This window comes from Leeuwenhoekiella obamensis, assembly GCF_055391795.1.
Genome location: NZ_AP029251.1, coordinates 2162108 through 2185622, shown reverse-complemented (window position 1 = coordinate 2185622; position 23515 = coordinate 2162108). Strand labels below are relative to the sequence as shown.

Here is a 23515-nt window from a genome sequence, read left to right as displayed (position 1 = left end):
CATGTTTCAAGAAGACGTAAAAGACAATATTAAAGAAGGAGCCGAGAAGGTTAAGGATGTCATTGAAGAAGACATCTGGGGATCTATTGTAGACTTTCTTAATTATGGCTTTCACTTTGGTAAAGGTGATAATGAAATTCACCTAACCATTGGTGCGCTGCTGCTTGTGATTTTTGCTTTTGTTTTCACTAGCGGATTTCTACGTTGGATTCGTGGTTTGATCACAAAAAAGATGGACCGTGAGAATGAACTTAAGTTCATTAGTATTTTTAAGTTCATTAAATATGTGGTGTACATCGCAGTAATTCTCGTTACGCTTAGCGCCTCAGGAATTGATATCACAGTGTTAATTACAGCTTCAGCAGCGTTATTTGTTGGTTTGGGGCTTGCACTTCAGGAATTATTTCAAGATATCATAGGTGGTATTTTTATCATGGTAGATAAGTCTCTTGCTGTGGGAGATATCGTTGAGGTAGATAATAAAGTAGGACGAGTTTTTGAAATAAAATTAAGAACAACGCGGGCGCTTACGCGTGATGATAAGGTGATCATTATACCTAATCATAAATTTATAAGCGATACAATATATAACTATACACAAAACCATAAAACAACCCGGGAAAGTGTGAAAGTAGGAGTAGCGTATGGTAGTGAAACGCAGCTTGTACGAGACATACTTATTGATTGTGCAAAACGCCAAAATGGTGTTTTAAAGAGTCCCAAACCCTTTGTGCTATTTGAGGATTTTGGTGATTCGGCATTACTCTTTGGGGTCTATTTTTTTATAAACGACAGTTTTGTAGACCCTAGAATCAAGAGTGAGATAAGGTTCAGGATCGACGAGGAGTTCAGGAAGAATAATATTACGATTCCTTTTCCTCAGAGAGATGTTCATCTCTTTTCCACCAAGTAAACTATGCTATGAAAAAGAAATTGCTAACCATTATTTTAATGGGTGTATGTCTATTTGGCTACAGCCAAACAACAGACCTTGCCCGCGTGGAGTATATGTATATTCCGCAAGCAAACTCAGACAACTCGATCACGCGTTTTAGAGCGCTCGCACAATTGCCTATCCCGCTAGATAAGGATAAAGATAAAATTATCGTTGTAGGAATGGGCTATAGAAATACAGGTCTTACCATTCAAGATCCTGTGCCTTTTGAGACTTCTGCTCTAGATCATTTACATCGCATTGAAGGTTATCTAGGTTATGTCTTTAAAATTTCGGACAACTGGCGTCTAGGAGCGAAGGCTGGTGCTAGGATCAACTCAAATCTTGAGGGTAAGCTTGTAAGCGATGATGTGATCTATGAGACATCGGTTTACGCGATCAACGATATGAAAAAGGCTGGTGTAGATAAGCCATATCGCTGGATTTTTGGGCTTACATATTCTACCACGCCAGGAAGAAATTATCCTTTGCCATTGGTAAATTATTACAGAGAATTTCATCCAGATTGGACGTATACTTTGGGTGTGCCCAAATCTAATATAAGACATTACCTCAAAGCTTCTCATAAGGATGCGCTTCAGGCGTTTGCCTCTTTAGATAACTTCTTTAGCAATATTCAAAATAACATAGAGGTTAACGGAAAGACAGCAGAGAACGTTTCGATGACAATCATAATGGCAGGACTAGGATATGAGCATTATTTTACAGATCATTTGCTGTATTATATGTATGCAACACGTTCTTTGAGTAATGATTACAGATTAAGGGATAATGAAAGAAATGATATTTATACCTTTAACGATAAGAACACGTTCTATTTTAGATCTGGAGTAAAATTTAAGTTTTAAGCATGTCAAAAATCCTAATCATAGAAGATGAGGCGGCCATCAGGCGCGTACTTATCAAGATACTTACAGAAGAGAATAAAGAATATCAGGTAGATGAAGCTGAGAATGGCCTAGAAGGTATGGAGAAGATCAAAGACACAGATTATGATCTTGTGCTTTGTGATATCAAAATGCCAAAAATGGATGGTGTAGAGGTGCTTGAAGCTACAAAAAAGATCAAGCCAGATACGCCCATGGTAATGATCTCTGGTCATGGCGATCTAGATACAGCGGTAAATACCATGCGTCTGGGTGCTTTTGATTATATATCAAAACCACCAGATCTTAATCGCTTATTGAATACCGTTCGTAACGCGCTAGATAGAAAAACTCTTGTCACTGAGAATACCAGATTAAAGAAAAAGGTAAGTAAGAAGTTTGAGATGGTGGGCGAGAGCGATGCGATCTCTAGCATAAAAGAAATTATAGACAAAGTTGCGCCTACAGAGGCTCGAGTGCTTATCACTGGGCCTAATGGTACGGGTAAAGAACTTGTTGCGCACTGGCTTCATGAAAAAAGCGACCGTAGCAAGGGGCCGATGATTGAGGTAAACTGTGCTGCGATACCTTCAGAGTTGATAGAGAGCGAACTTTTTGGACATGTAAAAGGTGCTTTTACAAACGCAAATAAAGATCGTGCAGGGAAGTTTGAGGCTGCAAATGGCGGTACTATATTTCTTGATGAGATTGGTGATATGAGTCTTTCGGCTCAAGCCAAAGTGCTTCGCGCATTACAAGAAAATAGAGTGCAACGCGTAGGAAGCGATAAAGACATCAAAGTGGATGTGCGCGTTATCGCTGCAACGAATAAAAACCTAAAAACAGAGATCGAAGATGGAAAGTTTAGAGAAGACCTTTATCATCGTCTAGCAGTGATCTTAGTAAAAGTGCCTGCTTTAAATGATCGTAGAGATGACATTCCGTTGCTTGTGGATCATTTTGCTTCAAAAATTGGAGAAGAGCAGGGGACTTCTAAAAAGGAATTTACAGAAAAAGCCATTAAAAAACTTCAAGAATACGATTGGACAGGTAATATCAGAGAGTTACGCAATGTTGTAGAACGTCTTATTATCTTAGGAGGAAAACAAGTCTCTGAAGAAGATGTAGAGCTTTTTGCGAGCAAGTAATTACTATTCTTAAATAATTCTTAAAAGCGCCAAATGGCGCTTTTTTTATGTATTTTATCGATTAATATTTAATTTATAGCTGATATTCAGTTTGTTAAATGTTTTTATGAGTACTGGTTCAAGTAGCTAAAACAACGTTTAAATGCACTAAAAATCGACATAAAGTGTTAAAAAATCATAATAATCGACAAAAAACACAAAAAATACGTTCAAATACTTGTTTGTTTGGAAATTTCATATAATATTTGTCAGCGTAACTCAATAACCCAACATAATGAAACTGACCAATACCCTAAAGGTCACAGCGTTAATCGCTCTATTCTCATTTGCGAGCTGTACCCCAGATACCACCCTAGAAGAAGATTTTACTCAGGCTGATGCTGATTATGAAATATCTAATATTGATGTAGATAGTAAATTATCTCTTGAAGTATTAGAAGAAATTAACGCGTATAGAGCATCCATAGGATTATCTGCGTTAGAACTGCAAAATACACCTACTAATTTAGCAGCTCAACACAGTGATTATATGGCAAACAGTGGAGAGATCAATCACGATAACTTCGGTTCAAGAAGTGATGTGTTGATATCACAAGGAGCTTTACACGTTAGTGAGAATGTAGCTTATGGCTACGCAAACGCTCAGAAAGTGGTTAAAGGATGGCTTAACAGTCCATCGCATAAAGAAGCCATTGAAGGAGATTTTAATTTTACAGGAATTGCAGTAGTACAGGATGATCGCGGTATACCTTTTTATACCCAGATTTTTATCAAACAATAGATCCCCAAATCATAATTGTTTTAAATATATCTCAATTGTAAGTTGCCTTTTTTGCCCCATGATCCCAAATCATAATTTTAATTGAGAGGTATATTGATCAAATTGTACTATTAGTTCCTAAAATGTAATTGGTGAAGAAAGACCAGCGTTTATCGCTGGTCTTTTTCATTTATATGGTATAGCTTCCGCTAAAGTTGTATTTTGGCTATTCATTTTTGCTAAATATTACCTGCTATGGACGATTTTTCAATTGCTGATTACCGCGTAGATAAACACATTGTTTTAGATAAAATAGCAACGCATGAAGATTGGGGAAAGAAAAAAGATCTAGAGCAAGAGCTTGACACAGTTGGCAAGCAAATCGCCGAAATACAAAACAAGATCTACGCCCACGATAAATATGCGGTTTTGATCTGTATTCAAGGGATGGATACAGCAGGTAAAGACAGCTTGATAAGAGAGGTTTTTAAAAATTTCAATGCACGCGGAGTGTTAGTTCATAGCTTTAAAGTTCCTACAGATCTTGAGCGTAGTCATGACTATTTATGGCGTCATTATATCGCATTGCCAGAGCGTGGTAAATTCGCCATTTTCAATAGAACGCATTATGAAAATGTGCTGGTAACAAGAGTTCATCCAGAATATATTTTGGGCGAAAGCCTACCCCATATTAACAGCGTGGCAGATATTGATGAAGATTTCTGGGCATCTCGTTTTGAGCAGATCAATAATTTCGAAAAAACCATTGCGCAAAACGGTACCATCATTCTTAAATACTTCCTGCATTTGTCTAAAGATGAGCAAAAAGATAGACTGCTTAGAAGACTAGAAAAGAAGGATAAGAATTGGAAGTTTTCTGCAGGCGATCTTGAAGAGCGTAAACTCTGGGATCAATATCAGGAGTGCTATGAAGATGCGATAAACAAAACTTCACAACCGCATGCGCCTTGGTATATTGTGCCGGCAGACGATAAGTCCACCGCCCGACTCATTTTTGCCAAGATCCTTCTTGAGGAACTGCGTAAATATGACGACGTGCAAGAGCCAGAACTGGACGAAAAAACAAAAGCAAACATAGAATTATATAAAAAGCAGCTGCAAGACGGCACTATTTAAAATCACCCAATGAACAAAAAAGTATTACACCTTTCTCTACTTGTATTATTTGGCTTGGTAGCCAAAACCACTCAGGCGCAATCTGACGAAGATCGATTAAAAAGTTTTTATGACTTGGCACTTCTTGAAGGTCAAAGTTATGAGTGGCTTGATGAATTGTCTAATGATATAGGTTCACGCCTTAGCGGAAGCGAAGGAGCAGCAAAAGCTGTACAATGGGGAAAAGCAGCACTAGAAGAAATAGGTTTAGATAAAGTCTGGCTGCAGCCGGTAATGGTGCCTAAGTGGGTGCGCGGCGAGAAAGAAACGGCGTATATCACCGCAAACGGAAAAAACATTGATGTGCCTATTTGTGCATTAGGAGGATCTATCGCTACAGCTCAAAATGGATTAAAAGCACAAGTCATTGAAGTGAAATCTTTAGATGAATTGGCAACGTTAGGAAAAGAGAAGATCGCAGGTAAGATCGTGTTTTACAATCGCCCGATGCAGGCAAATTTGATCCACACGTTTGAAGCATATGGTGGTTGTGTAGATCAACGCTATTCTGGCGCTCAAGAAGCGGCAAAATATGATGCGTTAGGCGTTATTGTTCGTTCTATGAATTTAAGACAAGATGATTTTCCACATACGGGTTCTATGTCTTACGGTGATTTGCCAGATGATAAGAGAATTCCTGCTGCGGCAATTAGCACAAACGGCGCAGATCTTTTAAGTCAGCAGTTGGCAGAAAATAAAGCGACTGAAGTTTTTATTAAAATGTCATGTGAGAATTTCCCAGATGTAGAAAGTTATAATGTCATTGGCGAAATCACAGGAAGCGAATATCCTAATAAGTTTATGGTTGTAGGCGGACACTTAGATTCTTGGGATCTAGGTGATGGTTCTCATGATGACGGCGCCGGTATTGTACAAAGTATGGAAGTACTTCGCCTTCTAAAGAAAACAAATTACAAACCTAAACACAGCATTCGTGTTGTGCTTTTCATGAATGAAGAAAATGGTCTTCGTGGCGGTAACAAATATGCTGAGGTCGCTGCCGAAAAAGGAGAGGATCACGTTTTTGGTCTTGAGAGTGATTCAGGTGGTTTCACGCCACGCGGTTTTAGCTTTGATATAGACGATGCTAATTTTGCAAAAGTTCAAAGTTGGGAGCCGCTTTTTAAGCCATATTTAATTCATTATTTTGAAAAAGGCGGTAGTGGAGCAGACATCGGTCCGCTTAAGAAAAATGGAATGGTTCTAGCGGGATTACGTCCAGATTCTCAGCGTTATTTTGACTATCACCACGCAGCAAACGATACTTTTGAGGCGATCAACAAGCGCGAACTTGAGTTGGGAGCAGCATCTATGACCAGTTTAATTTATCTTTTTGATAAATACGGCGTTTCTCAGCCTATTAAAGACTAAGTTCAAGCTCATTTGTTAAACTTCCGTAAACCCGGGGTTTAGATTTTTTGGTTGTGGGTAAATTTGGGTTAAACCCAAAAAAACTCATGGCAATACTCGGCTCATTAATTAAAGGGATCATTGATCTTAGCGACACTATAACTTCAGATGGAAACCCTGTAGAAGAACAAAAGGAAGTTCTTGAAAAACTACTTAAGAAAGCAAAAGACACGCAATTCGGAAAGAAGTTCGAATTTCAAGAAATTCTTGAAAGTGATGATGTGCGCGTAGCTTTCGCCGAAAGGCTACCCTTTTATGATTATAACAGCATAAATGAAGAATGGTGGTGCAAATTGCATGATGGTGAGACTGATGTAACCTGGCCGGGTGAGCCGCATTACTTTGCGTTGAGCAGCGGTACGACGGGCAAAACAAGTAAACGAATTCCTGTGACAGATGAGATGATCTCTGCGATTAGAAGCGCGGGAATTAAACAGGTTGGAGCGCTTGCGAATTTTGATCTGGAAGCTGACTTTTTTGAGAAAGAGATCATGATGCTGGGTAGTTCTACAGATCTTCAAGAAAATAATGGTCATCTAGAAGGTGAGATCAGCGGGATCAGCGCGAGTAATATTCCGTTTTGGTTTAGAGGATATTACAAGCCGGGCGAAGAAATTGCAAAAATTGATGATTGGGATGAGCGCGTGCAAAACATTGCAGAGAATGCGCACAACTGGGATATTGGCGCTTTGAGCGGAATCCCAAGTTGGATGGAGCTCATGATGCAGAAGGTTATTGAGCATAATAATCTAGATAGTATTCACGATGTTTGGCCCAATCTGCAGGTGTACACCTCTGGCGGTGTAGCTTTTCCTCCGTATGAAAAAAGTTTCAATGCGTTGCTGGGCAAACCTATCACGGTGATCGATACATATCTCGCTTCAGAGGGTTTTATGGCGTTTCAAGCGCGCCCAGAAACTGATGCGATGAAGCTCGTTACAGACAATGGGATTTACTTTGAGTTTGTGCCCATGAATCCAGAATACATCAATCAAGACGGTAGTATTGCACAAGACGCGCCCGTTGTCACTCTAGAAAATGTTGAAGAAGAGAAAGATTATATTTTGATCATTTCTACAGTTTCTGGAGCGTGGCGCTACCTTATAGGCGACACCATAAAATTCACAAATAAAGACCGCGCCGAAATTAAGATCACAGGTAGAACCAAGTTCTTTTTAAACGTTGTGGGAAGCCAACTTTCAGTCAATAAAATGGAAGATGCTGTGCGTGAGCTAGAGGATGAATTTGATATTAAGATCCCAGAGTTTACGCTTGCCGCGAAAAGAAATCCCGAGGATGACGAGTTCTATCATTATTGGTATCTAGGCACAGAATCAGACCTTGATAATAATAAACTTGCCGAAAGTCTGGATAACAAATTGAAAGAAGCAAACAAGAATTATTCAGTTGCGCGAAGTAAAGCCTTAAAAGGCGTTTTCGTGGAAACGGTATCACCAGAAGTTTTTCATGAATGGAACGCCAAGAACAAGAAAAAGGGCGGACAAGTAAAAATGGAAAAGGTAATGACCGAAGAAAAATTCAAAGAATGGGAAGATTTTGTAAAGTCTGAGGTGCAGTAGCGACTTACCCGTCTTAGTTGGGAAAAGTCAACGTTTTTCTGGCTAAAACCACTACCAAAAGTCCGCTATGCATTTAAGAGAAGCTTCTCCCCAGAGAAAACGTCTGGCAAATATTTTAACCTTTATCGCCTTGCCGTTTTCGGGGTTTATGACAGATGTTTATCTGCCGTCATTCCCGTCAATGGCGCAGGATCTGCAGGTGTCAGAAAAAAGTATTCAGCTTACTCTTACTTGCTTTTTTCTTAGTTATGGATTCTCTCAACTTTTTGTAGGTAGCATTGTAGATAGCGTTGGGAGATATCGTCCTGTATTGATCTCTCTGGTGGTTTTGATCGCAAGCAGCATCGGTATTGCATTTACAGATGATGTGATGATCATCAATATTCTGCGTGTTGTTCAAGGTATAGCAACGGCTTTTATGGTTGTGGCAAAACGAGCGTTTTTTGTAGACCTTTACGAAGGTGAAAAACGGAAACATTACCTTAGTTTCTTTACCATCGTTTGGTCCTGCGGACCCATTATCGCACCGTTTCTTGGTGGATATTTAGAAAAACTTTTTGGATGGCAATCTAACTTTTATTTCCTCGCAATTTACTGTACGCTTATTTTACTTGGCGAACTCTTTATAGGTGGAGAAACAATAAGGATCAGGAAGCCTTTTAATCTTAAAAAAACAAGTGTTCTTTATCGTGTGATGCTTCGCAATAAAGGTTTTCTGTATGGCATCGGCGTGCTAGGAATTGCATATTCAGTGACGATGGTTTTTAACGTTGCTGGGCCGTTTGTGGTAGAGCATCACTTTGGTTTTGATTCGGTTACCATCGGGTATTGTACCTTGGTTTTAGGATTCGCCTGGATGGTGGGAGGTATTATCAGTAAACGCTTTACACCTTTGGCTTTTAAGCCAAAAATCTATACAACAAGCTTTATACAATTGGGTTTGATCGGTGCGATTGTAGCGCTAGGTTTAACCATTGATAATCTCGTATTGTTAGTCGCATTTGCATTTTTGATCCATATTTGCTCTGGATTTATTTTTACAAATTTCTTTACGCACAACATGCTATTCTTCCCTAATAACGCTGGTATTGCCGGCGGTCTCATGGGCGGAATGCTTTATATCATAACCTCATTTTCAAGTTTCTTGATCTCGTCATCAGGAGAGATCGATACGACTTTTGATCTAGGATTACGCTATTTAATGTTCGGGTTGCCGTTACTTTTTATGGTGATTTTGGCGGTAAAAGCAACACTCAATACATCTAGATAATTGCCTTTCGGCGAAAAGAAATCTCATTCCCAAGCGGTTTCTAAAAAACTTAAAAAGTTACCATGCAGGACTTTCTTAATATCATTTTGAGAATATCCACGCGCTGAAAGTATAGCGGGAAGTTTCTGAAGATCTGCAATGGTATCAACATCTGTAGGTCCTTGCTCAGTGCCAAAACCGCCATCCAGATCTGTGCCTATGCCCACATGATCTGTGTTTCCTGCAAGTTGGCAAATATGATCTATATTGTCTGCAATAATTTCTAAGGTTACGTTTTTTTCTTTTGGGGTAGAAACGCCACGTTCCCAATTTGGGACCATCATCCAGGCATCCAGCGCCATCCCTATCACGCCGCCGCGCTTAATTATTTCTTGTAATTGCTCATCAGTAAACTGGCGATTGTGATCTACAAAAGTTCTGCATAGGTTATGGCTTGCCCACAACGGACCGTCATAAATATCCATCGCTTCCCAAAAACTGATGTCGCATAAATGCGTCACGTCTAGAATCAAACCTAATTCTTGTATTTTCTTGATCAGGGCTTTTCCTTTGGCTCCCAAGCCACCTTCAGAATCTGTACCGTGAGCATATGTTCCCGGCCCGTAATGCGCCGGCCCAATCGCTCGCAAACCATCCTCATAAGATTTCTCTAGATAGCTCAAATCCACGATAGAATCTGCGCCTTCTAAAGAAAGAATATAGCCTATGGGTTTCTTGCCTTCTTCAGTTTGCCACAGTTTTAAATGATTTTGTAGCTGCTCTTTATTTCTTATTTGAACCATTTCGCCACAATCTTCCATGGCGCGATACCAAGCCAATTGTCCTTGGGTTTGTGCCCAGGCTTGCTCTGGAGATTGCCAGCCGGGCAGCGGATTGCCAGGTTTTGTGAAGCGTGCGATCTGTGTGGCAACACAAAGACCCACGTTACCTGCTCGCATTGCAGGAAATGAAACCGTGTTGCGTTCACGGTCTGGCTTATCTGTCATGCCTTTTTCTCTGTGACGCATTTCTTGCACAGGCAAACGCAGATCTCTGTTCCATTCTAACGCGTTCATAGAAAGGTCGAGGTGTACGTCAAAAATGAAATTATCTTGCATCAATAGTTGATTTTATGATCTCTTGCGGTAACTTCCCAAGTGCCTGTCATCTGGCCGTTGGCAACGGTTATGACATGTGGATATTTAGCAACCGTAGGGCAAATGTGTTTTGGGATCGCATAAAATGTATCCCCAATTTCATGCTTGTCTGGATGCGCAGGTTTTACTACAAAATGCTCTTCGCTTTGTCCCAATTGCTCCAGATCATCAGTATTTAAAAATTTAACACGGGGAAAAGCCATTTCTGAAGCCAGCGATTTATGACCAAGATCTAAACAAAACTGCTCATTTGTAGGTTTGCTTATCAAGCGAGTAAGCAAGACCGCAGCGCACTGAAATTGCATATCTGCAAATAACGATCCGTAGCCGTCATCCCATAAAAGCGTTGTGCCCGGTGAAGCAACGATTCCTCCTCGCTTTGCATGAATAGGGAAAGTAGGCGAACCTCCAGCAACAATATTTTTTACGATAAAACCTTTATTTTCTAGTTTTCGCTGTAGCGAAATAACTTCTTCAAAAGCTGCGTCACAAACCTTCTTACGTTCGCTTAATTCTGGATTTCTGATGTGACCGTCGTACGCATGCAAACCTTCAGCCGAAAGATATTCTGCACTTTCAATAATTGTAAAAAAATCTATTACAGCTTCGCCAGGAACTATGCCTGTGCGATTCATGCCAACATTGAGGTCGATGTAAATGCCTAGTTGTGTTTGATTCTTTTTCGCTTTAAGCGAAATAGCCTCTAACGTCTTCTCATTATCCACTAAACAAGAAAATGAAACATCCGGAAAAGCCTGCGCCAGATCGAGATATCTCATGATATTAGGTCCCACAGGTTGCATGGCAAGAAGGATGTCTTTTGCTCCAGTTTTTGCAAGAAGTTCTGCCTCGCCTATGGTTGCGCATTTAAATTTAGCAATGCCATGATCCATTTGCATTTGGATCACTTCGGCCATTTTGTGAGTTTTGATGTGCGGGCGCAAGAATACTGGTCCGCCGGCCATCTCAAGCATCAATTTTATATTGTATTCAATGCGTTCAGGAAAAACAAGAAGTGCCGGTGATGCTACTTCTTCTGGATCATTGAGCGTGTACCAATCTTTGTTCATTATTTGTGTAGTTCAAACATGGCTTCAACTTCAACGAGGATATTAGTGGGTAACATCATGCCCACTGCGCTACGCACGCCTATTCCATTCTCTCTTCCCCAGATATCTGCCATGAGTTCGCTAAAGCCGTTTACGACATACGGTTGCTGTTCAAAGTCTGGTGTGCAATTCACCATGCCTAGCACTTTTACAACACGTTTTATACGGTCAAAATCGCCAAAATGATCTTTGATTGTTGAGAGCATAGTAAGCCCCACTTGTCTTGCGGCTAGTTTTGCGCCATCTTTATCAGTATCATCGCCAGCGCGACCTATCATTAAACTGGCATCGTTTTGCACAGGTCCTTGACCTGATACGTATAAAAAATTATCAACTACAAGTACTGGTCTGTACACCCCGGCAGGAGGTGGAGCAGGAGGTAATACTAATCCTAATTCTTCTATTCTTTGAGAAGGAGATTTTTCCATTTTATATAAATAAGCTTAAAGTTAAGGTTCCTATTAATCCCATAACGCCTACCAGCGTTTCCATCACGGTCCATGATCGCAGTGTGTCTTTCACCGAAAGGTTGAAATATTCTTTAAACAGCCAAAAACCAGAATCATTTACATGCGAAAGCATAAGACTTCCTGAGCCTATGGCGAGCACAAGTAATTCTGGTGGTGTTTGCGTTTGTGCGGCTATCGGGAAAACAATTCCCGCGGCGGTAAGTCCGGCCACAGTGGCAGAGCCTACGCAAACGCGTATTGCGGTTGCGATAAGCCACGCGAGGATTATGGGTGAAACATTTGATTCTTTGAGAAGGTCTGCGATATATTCACTCACACCGCTATCTACAAGGATTTGTTTTAATGCACCGGCGCCGGCAATTACTAGCAATATCATGGTGATACCTGTTACAGATTCAGATAGTGTGCTCATCACATCTTTCATCTTTTTACCTTGATGAATGCCCAGCGAATAAATAGCAAACAGCACAGCGATAAGCATCGCCATTACTGGATTTCCTAAAAATACTAATGTTGTTTTTAATGCGCCTTCCGGCAAAAAGTGATTAGCGAAGATCGATATGAAAATTAGAAGAATAGGTAATAAAGCAGTAAAAAGACTGGTTGCGGTTGAAGGCATTTCTTCCTCCTTTAAGATCACCGGATTGTAAAATTCTTCTAACGGTTTTGCTTCTATTTTTTTTATTGTTCTGGCAAAAAGTGGTCCGGCGACAATGATCGCAGGAACTGCAATGATCAATCCGTACATCAAAGTTTTGCCTATGCTTGCTTCAAACATCGCAGCAATAGCAGTAGGAGCGGGATGCGGTGGTAAATATCCATGCGTTACTGAAAGTGATGTAAGCATGGGTAAACCTACATACAGTAGTGGCAATCGTGTGGTCGCAGCAATCGTGAACGCAAGTGGAACCAGAATCACAAATCCCACAGAATAGAACATTGGGATTCCCACAATAAAACCTGTAAGTACAACTGCCCATTGCACGTATTTGATCCCAAAGGTGTCAACCAACTTTGTTGTGATGCGTTGTGCCGCGCCGCTGTCTGCCACTAATTTTCCGAGCATGGCGCCTAAGCCAAGGATAAGCACAAGAAATCCTAATGTTGCTCCTATACCTTTTTGGATAGACTCAATAATGCTTAAAAGTTCCATGCCTTGTAAGGCTCCCACAAAAATGCAGACAATTATAAAAGACAAAAATGAATTTAGTTTAAATGCCGCAATAAGAAGAAACAGTAGTAGGATTCCGGCGAGTACAATGATCAGTGACATAAAATCTGGTTAGTTGTGCCTTAAAAATAGGAATATTGCAAAATATTGTCATTTTAAATAGCAATATTTTTATTTGTTAACATTATTTATGCTGTTTTGGATCTCGGTTTTTCTCTTTTGGCGAAAGCCATAACCTCTTTTACATGATATATTTTTTACTTGCTATTGTCTTGATAGCGATCGTGGTGATACTTTATTTACAACAACCCATTTTTGGCGGTAAGCCAAAAAACGAAAGACTCGCTCGCATGGAGCAGGCTTCTAATTATAAAAACGGTGCTTTTCAAAATCAGTCTGAAACACCCGCAGTTACAGAAGGTCATAGTTTTCTGGGCGTGATGTATGATTTTCTATTCAAGAAAAGTAAGGATGCAAAACCATCAAAAACTATCCCATCTATAAAAACAGATTTGCATGATCTTAAGGGCGATGACGATGTGTTGGTGTGGTTTGGTCACTCGTCTTATTTTATGCGTGTAAACGGAGTTACATTTTTGATCGATCCTGTTCTTAGCGGTAGGATTTCTCCTTTACCTGGCGGTTCTCAGGCGTATAAAGGCGCAGACGATTATGGTGTGGAAGATATTCCGCAGGTGGATTATCTTGTGATCTCGCATGATCATTATGACCATCTGGATTATAAAACGATAAAAGCGCTTGAGCCTAAAATTAGCCAAGTGATTTGTGGTCTTGGCGTTGGGGCGCACTTTGAGCGTTGGGGCTACGCTGCAGAAAAAATAACAGAGAAAAATTGGTTTGAGAAGGTTGAGTTAAAGAGCAACATGACATTGCATACCTTGCCTGCTAGGCATTTTTCTGGCCGTACCTTTAAGCGTAATACCACATTGTGGCAATCGTATTTGCTTGAGACTTCTTCTAAAAAGATCTTTTTAGGCGGTGATAGCGGTTATGATGAACATTTTAAAAAAATAGGAGAACGCTTTGGGCCCATTGATCTTGCCATTATGGAAAATGGTCAGTACAACGAGGCATGGCATGCGATACACTGCTTACCTCCAGAAACGGTGCAGGCGGCGCTAGATCTTAAAGCAAAACGAATGATGCCTGTGCACTCATCAAAATTTACGCTTGCTCTACACCCATGGTACGAGCCGCTGGAAGAAGTCTCAAAACTTGCCGAAGGGAAAATCCCGTTAGTGACGCCTTTAATTGGCGCGCCGGTTTATATTGATGACGACAGCCAAGAATTTACCCACTGGTGGCGCGATTAGATCATTGCGATAATAGCTCTAACTCGTGCTTATAATCTAGCTGAAGATCCTCGTGTAGCGCATTGATCTTTTTTACCACGCTTTCATAAGTGCGGCTGTATAAGCCAGTCAGTACGGTGTTTCTTGTGATCGAAGGTTTCATTTTTCGCAGCTTTTTTAAAAAGTGTAAAAGCAAGACAACCTCAGTTTCTTTGTTGCCAGAATAGCGCACAAACTTGCGAAGCTCACGCATGATCTTTCGCACGCTTTTTTTGACATAATAATAGTTGCGCGTATTGATCTCAGCAAACATCGCATCCATGTTTTCTATGACGCTTTCGCGAAAACCTTCCTCATAATCAGCTTCAAAAAGTAAATAAGTCAACAACTCTTTATTTTCCTTTTTAAATCTGCCCAGACGCAACACCAGTTGGCGTAACTCTTCTTCATTAAGCTCTTTAAGTTCTTTGCGTATTTCGGGGAGTGAGGCAGCTTTCATGACCGCAAATTAGCGATTTAAATCTTGCAGCAAAAGTGCAGATCGTGAAGGTTGATTTTTGATATCTTTTGGCTTAAAGCCAAAAAACTACTCAAAGATGGCCACAGCGCGCACGGGAGAACCGGTGCCGCCTTTGATCTTAAGTGGCAAACCGATGAATCTAAACCTGCCTCTACCGATGAGCTGATGAAGGTTGATGAGGTTTTCATAATGTGTGAAGTTCATGTTACCGCACACATAATGCACCTGTTTATTTGAAATTCCGGGAACGCCTGGCGACATGGTCTCGACACCAAAAGCAGCGATTTCTTGCTCACCCAACCACTCTGCCGCAGCAACCGAAATCCCTGGGCCGTTACCCCAATTTTCTGTTCTAAAATGTTTCCTGTAGTGGTCTGTGTGCAAGAGCACAGTATCACCTTTTTTTATCTCAACATTTGCGTCTTTGCAAGCAGTGATGATCTCATCTGTGTCGATGATCTCTTTAAGTCCTTTGTGAGAAAAATCTAGGCATATCCCTTCTGTGTAAAACATGTTAAGCGGCATAATGTCTATCGACTTGCCAGCATGTTCTATCGCCATGTGGTTTATAGCATCTACGTGGGTGCCGGTGTGCTCGCCCAACTCTAATTTATGCACAGCAGGAGTGCGGATCTTGGGTTTTTTTATTCCCATCCACTCTTCATGCGAGTTGTGAACACGCATGGTTACCTGCGGCAAATCCTTATAAACAGGCATGCCTTCATAAATCTCTTGACTAAGATCTATAATTTCGGGAGTTGCCATAAGGAGATGTTTTTATTGAGCTTTTTTAGGCTTACCTCGAAAAAGTGAATTGATCAACAGACCTACACCCACACCAGCGCAAATTCCTAAAACCGTATCAGAAACTGATGTGAATTGTCTTAACGTGATAGAAAGTAAAAGCATTAGAAGTCCAGAAATAATAAAGGTCTTCGTTTTCTTATCATTTAGTTTTTTCATGGCAATGTGATTTAAAAACTATAGCTAAGTTCGGGAATTTATAACACTAATCTACCTGAGTTCTGTAATATAAATTCCAATTACCAGAATTAGATTCAATGATATCAGGAAGTCCATCGCCGTTAATGTCGCCAGTGGTCACATTATATGTGTCTTCCTTAAGATCTGGATTTAAAATGATTTCTTCAAACTTTAAGTTCCCTTTGTTTAAATAGACATAATTTGTCTCTTCTGAGTTTCCTTCTGCAATGTCTAAAAGGCCATCGTTATTAAAGTCGGCTATCTTGATAGATGCTGTCTGGTGATCTTTGCTTAGCGTTTGTTTTTTAGTAAAATCAAATGTTTTACTCCCAAAGTAAATAGCGTTTTTTCCACCCAGATTACCGCAAACTATATCTAGAAAACCATCATTATTGATGTCACCTATATCAACAGATCGGGTTTCATCATTTGCTCCTCCAAACTCGATCACCTTTTTAAAAGCTAGTTCTTTATCATTTAAGAAGATCTTATTCTTGTTTTGGCGCTCAGCCGTAATAAGATCAAGATCTCCATCTAGGTCTATATCTATGATCACAGTTTGGATGGTTTGATCTGTTTCATCACCGTAAAAAATACTTTGCTCAAAATTGCCTTTGCCGTCATTGAGGCAAATTTCATTTACATCTTTGCGGTTTGATAATATAAGATCAAGGTCGCCATCATAGTCTATGTCTACGATCTCTAGATTTCTTGTGGGTGCGATCTTCCCAAAACTCCCAGCACGTGTAAAGCTGCCATCAGCACTGCCAAAGTAGATCACATTTGCGATGCCGTCATTTGCTACAGCGAGGTCATTGATATTGTCTCCATTAAGATCGCCTGCTTTTACAGCGTAAGAGGCATCCATGTAATTGCCTATGGCTTGCGCTAGTTTAAATCCGCCTTTGCCGCTGTTGTAATACACATAGTTTTGTTCGGCCCAGTGTCTACCATTAGCCACTAAAGCATCCAGATCTCCATCTTTATCTATGTCAAAAAGCGTAATAGATGCCGTACGGTTAGATTGCGTACCTATCGAGAAAAAGCCATCTGCATTAAAGAAAGACGTCTGCTGGCAAAAGGCAATTGAAGAACTCAAGAGCAGTAAAAAAATAGAGAGAAAACTTTTCATGGCAATGATACATTAAAGTATCGCCAAGATAAGTTTTCTCTCTTTATTAGTTTAAGAACAGTGACTTAAACTGTGTATCTTATTCTTTTTTCCAGTTTTGCAGGCGGTCAAGATATAGATAACTTTCTACAAATGCTCTGTGATCTGCGTCTGTCATGATCTCTAGAAGTTCTAACGCGCTAACATAGCTAGCCAAGTTACCGTTAGAAGAAAGAAATTTACCATCTTTTACGTATGTCACGGTGTTTTCATCCTGCACTTTAAGATCTGGATAATCTTTTTGTAATTGCTCACCGCCGCCAATCCAGGTTACGATCTTATGACCGCTTGCGATGCCAGACTTACCTATAAGCTGCGCGCCGCCACAGTTACTCACAGTATATTCGGTTTCTTGATTTTTTGTTTTGATAAAATCTACCAGCGCTTCATTATGCACTTGTGAATACATATCATAAGCACTTGGCACGAACAAAGCTGTAAGCTGCGGACAATCTTCAAAGGTGTAATCTGGTACAAAATGCAAACCTTCTTCTGTAGTGATAGGTTTCATAGTCTGGGCTATAGTGATCACATTAAAAAGTTGCTTACCATCTTCAGAGGGTTTTGCAAAAACGTCAGACGTGGCAACCACTTCGCTTTGCAATACGCCATTGTACATTAGCAATCCTATGGTTGGCAATTCGGGGTTAAAGGGCTTTAAATGTTTTGTCAAGGTGTCTGAGGCTACACTTGTGGTTTCGGTAGTTTCAGCCTTGCTTGTGCTTTGCTGTTTGTTGTTGTCGCAACTAAAGATCAAGGTTGCAACGGCAAGTAATAATAAAAATTTATAACGCATGGTTTTATTAAGATATTGGTTTGTGTGTACTTATTGCAATACGATTCCACGAATTGATTATGCTTATCGCCATGATGATCTGCGCTGTGTAGCTTTCGCCGAAAAGGCTAATAGCAGCATTGTATGTTTGCTCGCTAAGTCCGTTTTTATGGATCAAGGTTATTTCTTCAGTCATAGAGAGGATTGTTCTTTCTTTTTCATTAAAAAGTCCAGACTCTTCCCAAGCGTTAAGCAGAAAAATACGTTGTTCAGTTTCGCCCATTTTAAGAGCATCTTGGGTATGCATATTAATACAAAACGCGCAGCCATTGATCTGTGAAGCTCTTATTTTAATGAGTTCTTTGTGAGATTTGCTTAGATCACAATTAGCAAGATAAGCCTCTAAAGTATACATCGCTTTATAGGCTTGTGGTTGCAATTGATCTATTTGTATGCGGGCATTCATGGGTTTGTATTTATGAATGCAAAGATATTTTGGCTACAGCCAAAAAAACTTGAACCAGTTCAAGAAAGGCTCTTCTTTTTTAATTTACTCACATACTCTGGCGAAAGCCCCAGATAAGTTGCAACAAGATACTGCGGAACGCTATTTACAAAATCTGGAAAAGCATCTCTAAAGCTGTAATAGATCTCTTCTTTAGAATAGGTAAAAATGTATTTCATGCGATTGATCGCCGCGCCATACGCCGTTTGATAGATGTTCCTAAAATACACTTCAAGCTTTGGGATACGGGCTAAAAGTTTATCTTGTTTTTCTGGGGTGATGCTTAGAACCCGGGACGGCTCCACCGCCTGAATATAGAACTCTGAACTGCGCCTTTGCTGAAAAGCAAGATAATCTGTGATCCACCAACTGTTAATGGCAAACTGCAAGGTCTGATCGTCGCCTTTGTCATTTACCAGATACATATGCAAGCAACCCGATGTGACAAAATAATGCTTAAGCGCTGTGCTTCCGGCGCTATAGATAACCTCTTTTTTGTCTAAAGAACTAAACTCAAAATACGATTTTGCAAGTTCCCATTCTTCAGGAGTGAGCGTGCAATAGGTAGAAAAATGATCGTATAAGGTTTTAAAATCTGTGTCAGCTCCCATGCTTTTAATTAAGGATAAACAGGAGAGCGAAATTAAATAAACTGCGTCAAAGAAGGTGCTGTTTTTTGGCTGTAGCCAAATAAGATCTGCTAACTCACATCGTTAATTTGAAAGTCGCTGTGCAAGTAGCGAAGAGAAATAGTTGACACCCGTTTTAATGCAGCTTTCATCTACTGCAAAATTAGGCGAATGTGGCATGGCAATTATACCTTTTTCAAAGTTAGAGCCGCCTATCAAGAAATACACTCCCGGCACCTCACGCTGAAAGTAAGAGAAATCATCACCACGGCCATCTGGGATCACACCGGTTAGTTCTATTGCAGAACCTTGCCCATAAATTGATGTTATCGCAGCAATCGCATTTGCTGATAATGCAGGGTCGTTATCGATATTCCCACGATCTGGCGAGTATGAGATCATATCAGAATCGTAGTTTACTTCAATGAGAAGCTTGCCGTATTTAGAGTTCATAATGGTTTGCTCCACTTGAACCGGTAGTTTGTTTATCACTGCCGAGTCATCAGCGCTTACATAGCCCGTGATCGTCAATATACCATCATCGTGTTTTACTTTAAACTGCTTATCAACGGTGATGTAATTTTTAAATATTGTGTTTTTACTACCTATTCCTATCTGCGGATCCATAAGATTACGCGTGTCCCAAAACTTGCTGTCTATAGCTACGTTTTGCAGCTTTTTAATAGCATTCTTAGTAAAAGCAACTAGGGCGCTATCTTGGTGTTTTGTCTTAAACTGAATATTGATCTGCTTATAATCTGCAAAGAGATAAAGTGGTTTTGTTGCTATAAGACCAGCAGGCATAGGTGAGAGATGAGCGGCATAGATCTCATCTGGTTGTATAATGTCAAAGATCCCATCTGCTAGCATGGTTTTAGCGCCTTTGTAATTTTCCTCACTCGGCTGAAAGATGAAATACACCGTACCTTCAAGATCTTGTTTTTGCTTTGCTAGTACATTAGCCATACCTAAGGCGATGGTGGTGTGCACATCGTGACCACAGATGTGACGTTTGCCTTCAATGACAGAGCGAAATTCTAAATCTTCTTTGTGTTTAGACGACATTGCATCCATATCGGCACGCCAGGCTACTTTTTTTCCGGGTTTGTCGCCTTGTAAAATCCCGATTACACCATAACCGCCCACGCCGGTTTTTACCTCCAAGCCTAAATCATTCAGGTATTGTTCTACAATGGCAGCGGTTCTTTTTTCTTCGCCACTCACCTCAGGATGTTTGTGAAGATCACGGCGTACTTCCACAAGACTGTTATAGATACTATCGCTGTGTTGCTGTATGTTTTTGTGTATCGCAGTGGTGTTGTTTTGGCTATAGCCAAAAATGAAAAGCAACATTACCACACCATTTAAAAACCATTTGTAACCTTGAGAAAGCGTATTCATACTGTTGTTTTTGATCGTGTTACAAATATCTGGCGGCTTAAGTGGTTTTGCTTGTCACATATGTGACAAAATCATTTTGATGCTATTTTTTTGCGTATTCTACTTAGTGATTGTCGCTCTATCCCAAGAAACGAAGCCAGATGCGTCAGACTGATGCGATTCATCAGGTTAGGATTCTCGGCAATGAAATTTAAATAGCGTTCTTCTGCAGTGTTGAATAGAAAACCCTCCACACGATCGCTTAAGATGGTGAGCACTTTTTCGGCGATCAATCTGCCTTGTTTTTCGCTGTTCTTAGAATTTGAATAGCTCTGCATGATCACCTCATACGGCAAATTCACAATCACTGTAGGCTCCAAGCACTGCATGAAATACTTGGTAGGTTTTTGTCGTATAAAGGCGGGATAATCTGTAGCGTATTCTTGTTCTTTAGTAAAACCGGTGGTGATCTCGCTGCCTTTGTCGTTTACATAAAAACGTCTCAAAAGGCCGTGGTGAAGAAAGCCCATATTGGTTTGCACTTCGCCATTCTTTAAATAGAATTCGCCTTTTTTTAAGCAGATCACGCTAAGGTGTTTCCGCATAAATGCAAGCTCGGCTTCATCAGCATAGGTTAGTTGCTCCAGATAATTTGAGATGTATTTTTCTGCTTCGTCTGTCATAAACATTTGTAAGGATGGTGCAGTTGTTCTTTTCGCTACAGCGAAAACAAATAACACAACCTGTTTATAATGACTAAAGTAACTAAAATGTATTGAAATAGCCTACTGATACCCAATTCTCAAGACCATTTGTCTAGTGATTTTACCTATTAAACCAATAGGTCATTTTTAAAGTGAGTGACCACACTTTGCCTTCTAACGGGGCGATGCGTTGATTGTTTGTATACACGAGGAAGATGTCTGAAGCCGGCGCATATCGCCATTGAAACCTAGAGTTGAGGTTAAAGTTTTTGCTTTGCTCGTTATATTGAAACAGCGTAGACCAGAATAATTTGTTTGTGAATGTGATGTCTGCCTCTGCGCCCATAAGCCAGAATTCTGTGGTGTTCCAAGGTTCTGGGAGTTTGATGTTGTTATAGCTTGCTGTGGCGCCCAGGCTGGCGTATGGTTGTATGCGATAGCCGGCTTGTGCGCTAAGGTTTGTGCGAGAACCTTTGGCATAATAACGTCCTAGTCTACCGGATAGGTTATAGGTGAAGAGGCTTTTTGGTTTAGAATTATACTCCCATATAAAGCCGTTCCAGTGGTGGCGAGAGCCTGCTTCTAGCAAGGGTTTATCTGTGTTTGTAGGATCAAAGGGACGCTGCAATTCTACAAATTCATTAAATACGTTTACCTGAAGCGAACTCCTGTTTAAGAAGTTTACTTCATAACTCAACACGCTTACATAATCTGTAGAGTGGAAGTCTGGATTAAAGTAATACCGCCCAAAATACCCAGGACCGTGGCTCACTATTGTTTCGCTTTCTGGCAAAAAGAGATACCCTACGCGCCCATTAAAACTCACATAATTATTGCGAGGCACATAACCCACCTCTGAAGTGAAATTGTCAGAAACATACTCTTGCTGTATGCGCCAGTTCCAGTTGCGGCTGCTGTAAGAAAGGTTTGCTCCTTGAGAGAACCCATTGTAAGATGCATCTGGTCCAAAGGACTTCAACATAAACAGTTTACCATTGTATGCGTTGTCTTTTGAAGCGAGGTTGTATTCTAATCCTAGGTTGCGGTTGTATTCTGTGTATTGTGCTTTGTTCTCATCGGTGAGGGCGTCATAATTTATAGACTCTTTATTCACCATCATCAGGCCTATGCTAGAGCGAGAAAATACTTTTTGCTGCAGCGAAAGAACAGCAAAGTTCTGGCTTGGTAGGCCGGTTTCTTCTACATTGTCTGTTTGCATATCCATAAGCCCTAGACGCAAATTGCGGTTGAGGTTACCACTTACTCTGGCACCAGCGATAATAGGCACGCCCAGCCCGATGCGACGAGAGAAAAATGGACGGATATTATCATACCCAAAGCTGGCAAAAAGATCTGCGTTCTCTAAGAAGAACTGTCTGCGCTCTGGGAAAAACAGTTCAAAACGATCTAGATTAGCTACTTGCCTGTCTACTTCTACCTGTGAGAAATCTGGATTTAAGGTAAGGTCTAGATTAAGAGAAGAAGAGATCCCAAGCTTAACATCACCACCTACTTTAAATTGATCGTCATAAGTAATGCCATCTATGCTTGAGCTACCCGTAGTACCCAGCACATAGGGTATAAGAGAATAATTTAAGCCTTGTTTAGGCGGCGCTTCGTCCCATTGCAGATTGCCGGTATAGGCAAGAGAAGCCGTAGGGAATTGTCTGGGAATAGGCGTCCAACTAGATTTTTCATTGGTGCTGATATCCAGACGCGAGAAGTTAATACCCCAATTCTTTACATCCTTTTCATACCTGATGGACTTAAAAGGTATCGCCATCTCAACAACCCATTTATCCTCATAGTTCTGCACCTCAGAAACCCACTTACTATCCCAGTTAAGATCTATATTACCACCGTTAAACATTGTGCCATCCCATTGCGCACCATACGCATTAGCCCCAAAACTGAACCCAGTGGTTTGATTATTAAAAGGATCTAGAAACAGCAAGAAGTTGTCATTACCGCCAAAGTTAAAATCCCTTCGCAAAGACTCTACAACATAGGTGTTACCCGGAGTTTTAAAGAAGGTGGCAAGCAAGTAAACATTTCTTTCGTCGTATGCCATTTTCACCTCACTGGGTTGCGTCGCCCCGCGATCGTCCATGGGTAGAACCATAAAGAAATCCTTTGCTGGCTCTGCGTTTTTCCATGTCAGCTCATCTGCAAGACCATCTATTTTGATCTCTTCAGTGGTCTTGGTGATATGTATGTTGTAGTCTGCGTTCTTTTTCTGAGCGCGAGTTTGTAAACAACCAATAAATAGTATAGCGAGGAGTAGAAGTTTTTTCACTTAAAAACGACATAGATTAATATGCGATAAAAGTAATAAAACCTTACAGTTTTACGAAGCTTTCAAAAACATCGTACTTGTGAGGTGTGTTTTTGAGGATGTATTAATATTAATGCTGTAACTGGATTGGCATTTATGATACATTGTTGATTTAGTTTTTTGGCTTAAAGCCAAAACCCTAACCGCA

At 40.4% G+C, this 23515-nt stretch carries 23 protein-coding genes; 9 read left to right on the top strand and 14 right to left on the bottom strand.

Features of this window, described 5'->3' with window-relative positions; all coding sequences use genetic code 11:
- Position 1 precedes the first annotated feature (1 nt).
- The 8 genes from ACZ5L8_RS09545 (at position 2) to ACZ5L8_RS09510 (ending at position 9165) form a co-directional block, all read left to right on the top strand.
- Entirely contained in the window at positions 2-913 is a 912-nt protein-coding gene (locus tag ACZ5L8_RS09545; protein ID WP_464436958.1) for a mechanosensitive ion channel family protein, read from the top strand.
- 8 nt (positions 914-921) lie between these two features.
- Entirely contained in the window at positions 922-1803 is an 882-nt protein-coding gene (locus tag ACZ5L8_RS09540) for a DUF6268 family outer membrane beta-barrel protein (protein ID WP_464436956.1), read from the top strand.
- 2 nt (positions 1804-1805) lie between these two features.
- Complete coding sequence (locus ACZ5L8_RS09535) at positions 1806-2969, top strand: sigma-54-dependent transcriptional regulator (RefSeq protein WP_464436953.1); 1164 nt, start codon at positions 1806-1808, stop codon at positions 2967-2969.
- A 274-nt stretch (positions 2970-3243) separates the two neighbouring features.
- Entirely contained in the window at positions 3244-3750 is a 507-nt protein-coding gene (locus ACZ5L8_RS09530; protein ID WP_464436951.1) for a CAP domain-containing protein, read from the top strand.
- A gap of 234 nt (positions 3751-3984) precedes the next feature.
- Positions 3985-4866, top strand: a complete 882-nt coding sequence (locus ACZ5L8_RS09525; protein WP_464436949.1) for a PPK2 family polyphosphate kinase — start codon at positions 3985-3987, stop codon at positions 4864-4866.
- A gap of 9 nt (positions 4867-4875) precedes the next feature.
- Positions 4876-6276 carry a M20/M25/M40 family metallo-hydrolase gene (locus tag ACZ5L8_RS09520; protein ID WP_464436948.1) on the top strand — a complete coding sequence of 467 codons (1401 nt, stop codon included), beginning with the start codon at positions 4876-4878 and terminating at the stop codon, positions 6274-6276.
- An 86-nt stretch (positions 6277-6362) separates the two neighbouring features.
- Positions 6363-7895: a GH3 family acyl-acid amido synthetase gene (locus tag ACZ5L8_RS09515; protein ID WP_464436946.1), complete on the top strand. Its 1533-nt coding sequence runs from the start codon at positions 6363-6365 to the stop codon at positions 7893-7895.
- A 67-nt stretch (positions 7896-7962) separates the two neighbouring features.
- Positions 7963-9165, top strand: a complete 1203-nt coding sequence (locus tag ACZ5L8_RS09510; protein ID WP_464436945.1) for an MFS transporter — start codon at positions 7963-7965, stop codon at positions 9163-9165.
- Positions 9166-9188: 23 nt separating this feature from the next.
- Here the strand turns inward: ACZ5L8_RS09510 and ACZ5L8_RS09505 are convergent, their stop codons facing one another.
- The 4 genes from ACZ5L8_RS09505 to ACZ5L8_RS09490 are packed head-to-tail and all read right to left on the bottom strand — an operon-like array spanning position 9189 to position 13153.
- Entirely contained in the window at positions 9189-10262 is a 1074-nt protein-coding gene (locus ACZ5L8_RS09505) for a dipeptidase (protein ID WP_464436944.1), read from the bottom strand.
- Complete coding sequence (locus ACZ5L8_RS09500; RefSeq protein ID WP_464436943.1) at positions 10262-11371, bottom strand: D-TA family PLP-dependent enzyme; 1110 nt, start codon at positions 11369-11371, stop codon at positions 10262-10264. The genes ACZ5L8_RS09505 and ACZ5L8_RS09500 overlap by 1 nt, the downstream gene beginning before the upstream one ends.
- On the bottom strand, positions 11371-11838 hold the full coding sequence (locus ACZ5L8_RS09495; protein ID WP_462597511.1) for a RidA family protein: 468 nt from the start codon (positions 11836-11838) through the stop codon (positions 11371-11373). Before ACZ5L8_RS09495 ends, ACZ5L8_RS09500 begins: the two co-directional genes overlap by 1 nt.
- A 1-nt stretch (position 11839) precedes the next feature.
- Positions 11840-13153: a gluconate:H+ symporter gene (locus tag ACZ5L8_RS09490; protein ID WP_464436941.1), complete on the bottom strand. Its 1314-nt coding sequence runs from the start codon at positions 13151-13153 to the stop codon at positions 11840-11842.
- A 143-nt stretch (positions 13154-13296) separates the two neighbouring features.
- On the opposite strand from ACZ5L8_RS09490, the gene ACZ5L8_RS09485 reads away from it, so the two are divergent.
- A complete protein-coding gene (locus ACZ5L8_RS09485) occupies positions 13297-14385 on the top strand; it encodes an MBL fold metallo-hydrolase (protein WP_464436938.1) in 1089 nt (362 codons plus the stop codon).
- Between the two features lies 1 nt (position 14386).
- Here the strand turns inward: ACZ5L8_RS09485 and ACZ5L8_RS09480 are convergent, their stop codons facing one another.
- The 10 genes from ACZ5L8_RS09480 to ACZ5L8_RS09435 all read right to left on the bottom strand — a co-directional run bounded on the left by ACZ5L8_RS09480 (position 14387) and on the right by ACZ5L8_RS09435 (position 23328).
- Complete coding sequence (locus ACZ5L8_RS09480; RefSeq protein WP_464436936.1) at positions 14387-14863, bottom strand: hypothetical protein; 477 nt, start codon at positions 14861-14863, stop codon at positions 14387-14389.
- An 87-nt stretch (positions 14864-14950) separates the two neighbouring features.
- Positions 14951-15649, bottom strand: a complete 699-nt coding sequence (locus tag ACZ5L8_RS09475) for a cyclase family protein (RefSeq protein WP_464436935.1) — start codon at positions 15647-15649, stop codon at positions 14951-14953.
- A 12-nt stretch (positions 15650-15661) separates the two neighbouring features.
- Entirely contained in the window at positions 15662-15847 is a 186-nt protein-coding gene (locus tag ACZ5L8_RS09470) for a hypothetical protein (RefSeq protein WP_464436933.1), read from the bottom strand.
- A gap of 46 nt (positions 15848-15893) precedes the next feature.
- Positions 15894-17000, bottom strand: coding sequence for an FG-GAP repeat domain-containing protein (locus ACZ5L8_RS09465; protein WP_464436931.1), 1107 nt, complete (start codon positions 16998-17000; stop codon positions 15894-15896).
- 79 nt (positions 17001-17079) lie between these two features.
- Complete coding sequence (locus ACZ5L8_RS09460) at positions 17080-17835, bottom strand: DJ-1/PfpI family protein (protein ID WP_464436929.1); 756 nt, start codon at positions 17833-17835, stop codon at positions 17080-17082.
- A 7-nt stretch (positions 17836-17842) separates the two neighbouring features.
- Complete coding sequence (locus ACZ5L8_RS09455; RefSeq protein WP_464436927.1) at positions 17843-18280, bottom strand: carboxymuconolactone decarboxylase family protein; 438 nt, start codon at positions 18278-18280, stop codon at positions 17843-17845.
- A 59-nt stretch (positions 18281-18339) separates the two neighbouring features.
- The gene (locus ACZ5L8_RS09450) at positions 18340-18930 is read right to left on the bottom strand and encodes a Crp/Fnr family transcriptional regulator (protein WP_464436925.1); all 591 of its coding nucleotides are present in this window, start codon (positions 18928-18930) and stop codon (positions 18340-18342) included.
- A gap of 102 nt (positions 18931-19032) precedes the next feature.
- Positions 19033-20349 (bottom strand): M20 metallopeptidase family protein, encoded by a 1317-nt coding sequence (locus tag ACZ5L8_RS09445; RefSeq protein WP_464436923.1) that lies wholly within the window; start codon positions 20347-20349, stop codon positions 19033-19035.
- A 71-nt stretch (positions 20350-20420) separates the two neighbouring features.
- On the bottom strand, positions 20421-21011 hold the full coding sequence (locus ACZ5L8_RS09440) for a Crp/Fnr family transcriptional regulator (protein ID WP_464436920.1): 591 nt from the start codon (positions 21009-21011) through the stop codon (positions 20421-20423).
- A gap of 142 nt (positions 21012-21153) precedes the next feature.
- On the bottom strand, positions 21154-23328 hold the full coding sequence (locus tag ACZ5L8_RS09435; protein WP_464436918.1) for a DUF5916 domain-containing protein: 2175 nt from the start codon (positions 23326-23328) through the stop codon (positions 21154-21156).
- Positions 23329-23515: the final 187 nt, after the last annotated feature.